The organism is Mesorhizobium sp. M4B.F.Ca.ET.089.01.1.1 (assembly GCF_004022605.1).
Classification (GTDB): domain Bacteria; phylum Pseudomonadota; class Alphaproteobacteria; order Rhizobiales; family Rhizobiaceae; genus Mesorhizobium; species Mesorhizobium abyssinicae.
In genome coordinates, this window is the sequence record NZ_RZOS01000316.1 from 1 (window position 1) to 6,812 (window position 6,812).

Annotated in this window: 11 protein-coding genes and 1 pseudogene; 1 reads left to right on the plus strand and 11 read right to left on the minus strand. The window is 60.6% G+C overall.

From position 1 onward, the window contains the following. From EN780_RS39765 to EN780_RS24095, 11 genes and pseudogenes are all read right to left on the minus strand, one after another. Window positions 1-195 (minus strand): annotated as a pseudogene (locus tag EN780_RS39765) (hypothetical protein); the annotation flags it as partial. Beyond that, window positions 192-551: a hypothetical protein gene (locus tag EN780_RS24050; RefSeq protein ID WP_128275516.1), complete on the minus strand. Its 360-nt coding sequence runs from the start codon at window positions 549-551 to the stop codon at window positions 192-194. The gene EN780_RS24050 and the pseudogene EN780_RS39765, both read right to left, overlap by 4 nt. After that, window positions 551-1,045 (minus strand): hypothetical protein, encoded by a 495-nt coding sequence (locus EN780_RS24055; RefSeq protein ID WP_128275517.1) that lies wholly within the window; start codon window positions 1,043-1,045, stop codon window positions 551-553. Before EN780_RS24055 ends, EN780_RS24050 begins: the two co-directional genes overlap by 1 nt. Then, window positions 1,045-1,236, minus strand: coding sequence for a hypothetical protein (locus EN780_RS24060; protein WP_128275518.1), 192 nt, complete (start codon window positions 1,234-1,236; stop codon window positions 1,045-1,047). The genes EN780_RS24055 and EN780_RS24060 overlap by 1 nt, the downstream gene beginning before the upstream one ends. Next, window positions 1,230-1,748, minus strand: coding sequence for a hypothetical protein (locus EN780_RS24065; RefSeq protein WP_128275519.1), 519 nt, complete (start codon window positions 1,746-1,748; stop codon window positions 1,230-1,232). Before EN780_RS24065 ends, EN780_RS24060 begins: the two co-directional genes overlap by 7 nt. Window positions 1,749-1,807: 59 nt before the next feature. After that, window positions 1,808-3,298, minus strand: a complete 1,491-nt coding sequence (locus EN780_RS24070) for a terminase (RefSeq protein ID WP_245500100.1) — start codon at window positions 3,296-3,298, stop codon at window positions 1,808-1,810. Continuing rightward, on the minus strand, window positions 3,295-3,687 hold the full coding sequence (locus tag EN780_RS24075) for a hypothetical protein (RefSeq protein ID WP_128275520.1): 393 nt from the start codon (window positions 3,685-3,687) through the stop codon (window positions 3,295-3,297). The genes EN780_RS24070 and EN780_RS24075 overlap by 4 nt, the downstream gene beginning before the upstream one ends. 221 nt (window positions 3,688-3,908) lie before the next feature. Then, window positions 3,909-4,184, minus strand: a complete 276-nt coding sequence (locus EN780_RS24080; RefSeq protein ID WP_245500103.1) for a DUF6074 family protein — start codon at window positions 4,182-4,184, stop codon at window positions 3,909-3,911. Window positions 4,185-4,188: 4 nt separating this feature from the next. Continuing rightward, window positions 4,189-4,773, minus strand: a complete 585-nt coding sequence (locus EN780_RS24085; protein ID WP_128275521.1) for a hypothetical protein — start codon at window positions 4,771-4,773, stop codon at window positions 4,189-4,191. Beyond that, window positions 4,766-5,005 carry a hypothetical protein gene (locus EN780_RS24090; protein WP_128275522.1) on the minus strand — a complete coding sequence of 80 codons (240 nt, stop codon included), beginning with the start codon at window positions 5,003-5,005 and terminating at the stop codon, window positions 4,766-4,768. The genes EN780_RS24085 and EN780_RS24090 overlap by 8 nt, the downstream gene beginning before the upstream one ends. Further along, window positions 5,002-5,205, minus strand: coding sequence for a DNA-binding protein (locus EN780_RS24095; protein ID WP_128275523.1), 204 nt, complete (start codon window positions 5,203-5,205; stop codon window positions 5,002-5,004). Before EN780_RS24095 ends, EN780_RS24090 begins: the two co-directional genes overlap by 4 nt. Before the next feature lie 324 nt (window positions 5,206-5,529). On the opposite strand from EN780_RS24095, the gene EN780_RS24100 reads away from it, so the two are divergent. Further along, window positions 5,530-6,729, plus strand: a complete 1,200-nt coding sequence (locus tag EN780_RS24100; protein ID WP_128275524.1) for a site-specific integrase — start codon at window positions 5,530-5,532, stop codon at window positions 6,727-6,729. The last annotated feature ends 83 nt before the right edge of the window (window positions 6,730-6,812 follow it).

Genomic DNA, 6,812 nt, shown 5'->3' on the forward strand with positions numbered 1-6,812 from the left:
TTCCTGGTCCAGGCCTTCCGATTCGTAGCGCGCGAAGTCGGTTCGCATAATGGATTCGATTTCAGCTTTACGGGTGGGGTCGGCAGGGAGAGAGGCAAATCCCACCCGCGCGGCCCCACCCGTTAGGCCTTCACCCGTCGCGGAGCCTGCTCCACTCGCGCCAGGATTCTCAGTCTTGATAAGTTCGTTGCTCATCGGTTGGCTCCTCGCGCATGTAGCCAGACGTTGATCGAGGTCGTTCCGTCGCCAGCGGTGACACTGGGACGAATCTTGTGCGGAAGTTGCGTAATGGGCTTCAGGCCGGCCGCAGTGAACGTCAGCGCATTGCCAAGCGGGTCTGTGAGCGCGACCCAATTGGCGCCGTCGTCATTGGAGCCCTGTATCGTGACTGAGCCGCCAGCGCCGAATGTCCCGCCGATCTGGACAGTACGGTCGTGATAGATGTTCAGGGACACCGCATTTCCCTGATTGCCATTGGGGATCGCCAGCCATTTGAAGCGGAGCGCGCGGTAGTCCGGGTCTGAAACTTGGCTTCCGTTGGTCGTGCCCACTAGGCTACCCTCGCCGGATAGAGCTGGGCCAGGAGACGTTCGGCCAGGGCGGCGCTTGGTACAGCCTGGGTCATCACGTGGCCGTCAGCGATGCGCACGGACACGAAGCCGAAGCCGTTCCACTCGATTCTGTAGGTGCCGTCGTTGAACAGCTTGTCATAGCGCTCGGGCATGCTGGTAAGGCGAGGCTTGGCCAACACCGCGCCCTTGTTATCGGCGCTCGCCACGATCGCTTCTGCCACCCAGGATTCATCGAATGCGACGATGAAGAGCCGGTCGAATTTCTTCAGGGAGTTGCGGCTGCCCGATGCCTGAAGCTTGCGCCAGATTCCCGGCTCCTTCAGGTCGTCGGAAACCATGTCAGACGGGCAACGGATCATATATTCCCGCCAGACCTGACCATTCGCATGCAGCGTGACGCGGTCGGGATCGATGACGGGCGCCAGTCGCGATGCGGGTTTCAAATCAGCGGCGTTCAATTCGGTCTTGGCCATCACAGGGCTCCTTTGTCGATGAGGGCGGAAGCGCGGGCTTCAGCCGCTTCGCGTCCGTGCATGAGTTCCAGGCGCTCGCCATCAGGGCGGCAAAGCCACATGATTGGCGTGTCGGTGCCCGGCTCGGTCAGGCTCGAATATTCGAGCGCGGCTCGACCGTCCGCGATCAGTTCAAGAGGTTTCGTCACCATGCGTCGTCTCCTTTGAGGACGGCCAGGATTGCGGCTTCGGTTATCTTTTTCTCGGTCTCAGCCCAGTCGCCGCTGGCCAACGGCGCTTCAGGGAAAGAGATCAGGCCGAACCGGCGGCGAAGGCCGCTAACCGGCTTCAGGGCGTGCGCCAGCATCCGGGAAATCCGGATTTCGGTATCGGGATTGTCCAGGATACCAGCGCCGTTTTTCGGGTTCAGGCTCCGCGCCACGCGGGCGCAATCGGCATTCATGCTCCGCCACAGCTTGATGTGCTCACAAAGCTGTTCTGCGGCCTCCTGAGCCTTTGTCGCGGCCTCGTAGCGTTCCGAGTTCAGCCGCTTGAGCTTGTCTTCGAGACTGGCAATCCGGGTTCTCTCTGCCGTCGCTGCGGCCTCACGCTCACGCCGCGCGATCTCGCCGCCGGCCGCGTGGATGCTGGTGATTTCCGCCTCGATCGCGGACATCGCCATATGGTCGATGTCGCGGCCTTCCAGCATGGCAACACCGGCCATCTTTCGGGCGGCCTCCAGTCGGGACTCTGCATCGGCAAGTTGGGTTGGTAGATCAGTCATCATCTCACCGGGGTTGAAGGCCTCGCCAGCATCCGCTTTTTTGTGCCGGGATAGCCTAGGTTGACGGTCGGCCTCTGGCCGTTCGAGAGGGCAGGAGAAGCAGCGCGCCCGGCATTGGGCGCATGCACCAGCGCGCCAAGCGCGGCGTTGCAAAGATCGTCAGAGGCGCCGGCCATGTGGTCGATGCTGTCACGGCCACCACGGGTTGTGCGGCGCTCAAGCAGGCTGATCTGGCTCACCAGCCGCGTGTTATCGAGCAAGGAATACCGTGCACCCATCAGGCCGGGCAGCGCGTCCAGGTAAATTTCCGAGCGATTTCTTTCTGAGGAAATGTAGCGGATGCCCTCTTTTCTGAAGGCATCGGAGACCCAGGCGCCGGCATAGCGGTCCCCGGTGACCGTCGTAATCTTGTAGGTGTGCAGCACCCGGCAGAACTCTGAAACCACATCCGGCGGGGCAAAGGGCGCCGGCACCTCGCGAACGCAGTCCAGCAAGGCCAGTTCGCCTTCCCTATGCGCTACACCCAGCGTCATCGAATCGTGAGCGCCACCGGACGGGTCACAAAAGGCCACGTAGCGGTAAGCGCGCTGGTAAGGGCGCTCTTTCACTCCAGGATCGACGCAGCGCTCCACCACGGCCCTATCCACGAAGGTGGACAGGTCGCCCCTGAAATGCGCGTCCCATTCCGCCGCCGCCGCTTCCGGGTCATCGATGTGGGCCTGATCGATGATGGTTTGATCGATCGTCGGATTGAGGATTTTCGTGGCGGCCTGCACCACCAGCACGTTGCTGTCGTCCTTGCCGAAGCAATCGCGATGCTTGGTGTACAGCAATCCCCTCTGGGCATAGGGCGAGCTGATGCCAATCAACATGCCCTTGGTCGTCGCCAGCGCCGGCAGCACCGCACGATAGGTCTCAACGTCGGGAAGCGAGGTCGTCTCGTCGCGCCAGAAGCCCACCTCATCGAAGACACAGGCAAGCAGCGTTCGGCCGCGCACGGTCTTGTGCGAGTTGGTGTGAACGCCAACGGCGATGTTGCCGTGCAGTCTGATCTCGTCGGCGGTCACGGTGTCGATAAGCTGGCTGAGGATCTTGGAGGACTCGAAGAAGGCCCGGATGTAATTGAAGACCGATGCGGCCTGCACGCGGGATGCGGCAAGCACGAGGATGGTCCCGACCTCACCAGGCGCCAGCTTGTCGCCATGCTCGTTGAAGGCGGCAATGAACGAGGCCAGGGCAGCGGCAATGCGTGACTTGCCCGAGCGGCGGCCGATGATGCACCACAGCTCACGCACGCGGCCCTTGGGCGGTTCCCTGCCACCAGCAACGGCATCGAAGGCCACGCGCTCGCTATCGCTCAACGGCAGGCCATAGGCGGCCCGGAGGATGGCAATCCATGTGTCCCAGGTCGGTGACGTGCCGAGAGCAGCACCCAACAGATTCGGGTCTCTCAGTGCCTTGTCGATGGTGATGCCGGCGGCGACAGTCATGCAGCCTGCCCTGCGAGGTATTGGCGCAAGCTCGGAGTGACATCACGAGGCTGTGGAGCGCCGATCATCTCACCCTCGCGGCGCCTGGCATTGAGCATCGTGCTGTATTCCGTGAAGTCCACGGGCAAGCCCTGAAGCCAGGAGACTTCCATCCCCTTGATGATGGTGGTGGCGACAGCCCAGCTTTCGATGCTGGCGAGCGTCCGAACGTCCAGAATGTCCAAGCCGCCCCTCTCGCTCGCGATCCTGTTGCGAAGCTCGGTAGCCTCACGATAGGCCGCCGTGCGCTTGTCCAGGTCGTCGAGGGACGGCAAACGCAGCTTGCCGGCGCGCGTCTGCTTCGCACCCTTGCCGCTTTCCCGCCGCTTCTGTGTCGCTTCTGCCTGCACTTTCGGCCCCTGCTTTGCCTAGGACAACATTCCTATCACAGGGCAGATTCCCATGCAACACGCCCGCGACATGGAAATTATTGCCTAGCTATTTCAACGACTTAACTGACGACTTGCGGACATATAATCCGCTGGTCAGATCAGCGTTCGCTGCCGTTTGCCAACATTTGCGGCCCGCCCCGAGAAAAAGGCGGCGCGATCGTTCGGAGAGCATTACGCTATTACGCTGCGTTTCCACCCGGTTTTTGCCCCCGGTAGCATTGCCGGATGATTTCAGCTTGGACCGCCGACCAGAATTGGCCGAGTTGCCGATCTCGCTCATGTTCAGCCACTCCCAGGCGCATCATGTGGCTCAGGAGGGCCGCCGTTACCTGATCCCTATAGCTTTCGGCATGGCGTTCAGTGGTCTTGGCCAACATCTTGGTTGCCACATCACGGATCTTGCCGGTGCGCTGAACCAGAGGGAAGGGAATGATCGCTGCTGCTACATGTGCCATCTGCCTATGCACCCCGAGATATAGAGGTAGTGGTGGTTTCCGCACTGAGCCCTGTAGTGATGGTTTCCGCACTAAGGAATCCGGGTTTGTGGTGCGGATTACGCACTGAGATTTGGCGTTTTCCGCCACTGGAGTTTTGTTTCTCTGGGGCCTTCCGAGCCACGGCTGCGATGAACTCGGCTTCCTCCATCGTCTCGATCTTCCGCCATTCGTCAGTGGGCTTGCAAAGAGGTGTCTCACGATAGGTGAGACGGAAAAGACTGGGCCGGCGCCACTCGGCATTTCCTGCCCTGCCCTTCTCAGTGATCTCAACAAAACCGAGCGCCACCACCTCGCGAATGGCGGGCGCGATAGCATGCCGGTGGATGCCGTATTCCTCGAACTGGTCGAACGTCGTCGGTAGCTTGCCGTTGTCCTTGCCGCCGTGGTGCGCCATCTCGATTTCCAGCCGGGACAGAACCCGGTGTCCAGATTGTGAAAGAACCCGCCAGGCGGGCGATTCCTTCATCTCGACGAGCTGCCAGAGAAATTGGCCACCTATGGTGAACTGCTTGCCCTTGTCTTTGCGTGCGGCGCCCTGATTAGCCATGCAGCACCTCCTGGCAATTGAGGCGCATATGCATGCGACGATGATGCAGCCGGCACAGCCAGCGAACTTGCATCGGCCGATCGTAGTCAGGGTGATGCGCCTCGGCGTCCAGCGAGCCGCATTGCTCACAGGGAAGTTGGATGACAAGGCCGCGCTTAACGGCGCTCCGCAGCGCGTTCTGAGCCCAAACGGCTTTCGGGTTCGCCAGTTTCCATTTGGCTTGGGGCGTCATGGCCGCGCCTCCAGGAGGCTGGAAAAGTATTGCCGCAGCGCGTGGCGACTGGTGACCCAGCGCTTGCCAACCTTGCGGGCCGGCAGCTTGCCGCTCTCCAATGCATAGAAGGCCTGTTTGGTGTTGAGATTGAGCGCGCGCGCTATCGCGTCGGCGCCCCAAATGAGATCAAGGTCATGGTCGGGAAGGTTGGTATTCAACCGCAAGCTCCGTTCTAAGGGGCGCTCACGGTCCTTGAATCAAAAAAGGCACAGCGAGCGCGGGTTAAGTTTCCGCTTGCTCTCCGTGCCCCCTTCCCTGAGGCAGGTTCGGCCCTCCCATGCTTCGCACGTGTGTGGGCCTAGAGGTCTAGTTAGTTGGCCGCTGCCGTGGATTTCAAACAGCGACACGGCCAATCTAATTCACGGTTTGTTCCATTGCAAGTACCTCCCGCGACTTATCAACAAGTCCCGGCCAGAACGACAATCTTGACTAGCGGATTTTTATGCGACATGATGCAACATGATCGATGGAGGTAAATCGACATGTCAGTTCGGAAACGGAAATGGACTACCGCCAAGGGCGTCGAGAAAGAGGCCTGGATCGTTGACTATGCCGACACGAAGGGCGTTCGCCGGCTGAAGACCTTTGCCAAGAAAAAGGACGCCGATGCCTTTGCCAGCAAAACCGACGTTGAGGTCCGCGAGGGCGTCCACGTCGCAGAAAGCGAGACGGTGACACTTAAGGAAGCGGCGGCCGACTGGTTGAAGAGCTGCGCTGCCGCCGGCCTAGAGCGAACCACCATTGATCAATACAAGCAGCACGTTACCCTGCACATCGAGCCGATGATCGGCGCGACCAAGCTCAGCAAGATCACGGTGCCTTTCGTCCGCGCCTTCCAGGAGAAGCTGCGCGCCGAAGACCGTTCGTCGGCGATGGTCAAGCGCGTGACTGTAAGCTTGGGCAGCATTCTTTCCGACGCTCAGGAGCGCGGGCTTGTCGTGCGCAATGCCGTGCATGAGATGTCGAAGCGCCGAGGCTCCGGTGCAGGGAAGACAGAGAAGCGCCAGAAAGCGAGGCTTCGCTATGGCGTCGATATCCCGACCATGGAAGAGGTGCGCGCCATCGTCGGCGTGCAGGGCCGCTACAGGCCTTTTCTCGTGACTGCCATCTTTACCGGCATGCGCGCCTCGGAACTTCGCGGGCTCGCCTGGGCTGATGTCGATTTCGAAAAGGCTCAGATCCATGTTCGGCGCCGCGCCGATCGCCATCACGTCATCGGCATGCCGAAGTCCGACGCGGGCCAGCGTACAATCCCTGTGCCGCCAATGGTCATCAACACCTTGAAGGAATGGCGCCTCGCTTGCCCCAAAGGAGAGCACGATCTTGTTTTCCCGAACGGCGAGGGCAATGTTGAGTGGCACCCGAACATCATCAAGCGCGGGCTGCTACCGACGCTGATCAAGGCCGGGGTCACGGTCACGGAAAAGGGTGATGACGGCGAGCCAGTGATCAAGGCCAAATATACCGGCCTTCACTCGCTACGGCACTGGTTTGCGTCATGGTGTATCAACAGCAAGGCCGATGGCGGCTTGGAATTGTCGCCGAAAGCGGTGCAGACCCGCATGGGCCATTCCTCGATCCAGATCACCTTCGATACCTACGGTCATCTGTTCCCGGCGGCCGACGAGGCTCAAGCGCTGGCGGACGCTGAAACCCGTCTCTTTGCCGCCAATGCGACATAAGCGCGACATGACGGCACTTTATCGTTTAATTTCAACGAAAATTAAAAGACTCTGACTCCGTTAGTCCTGGTTCGAATCCAGGT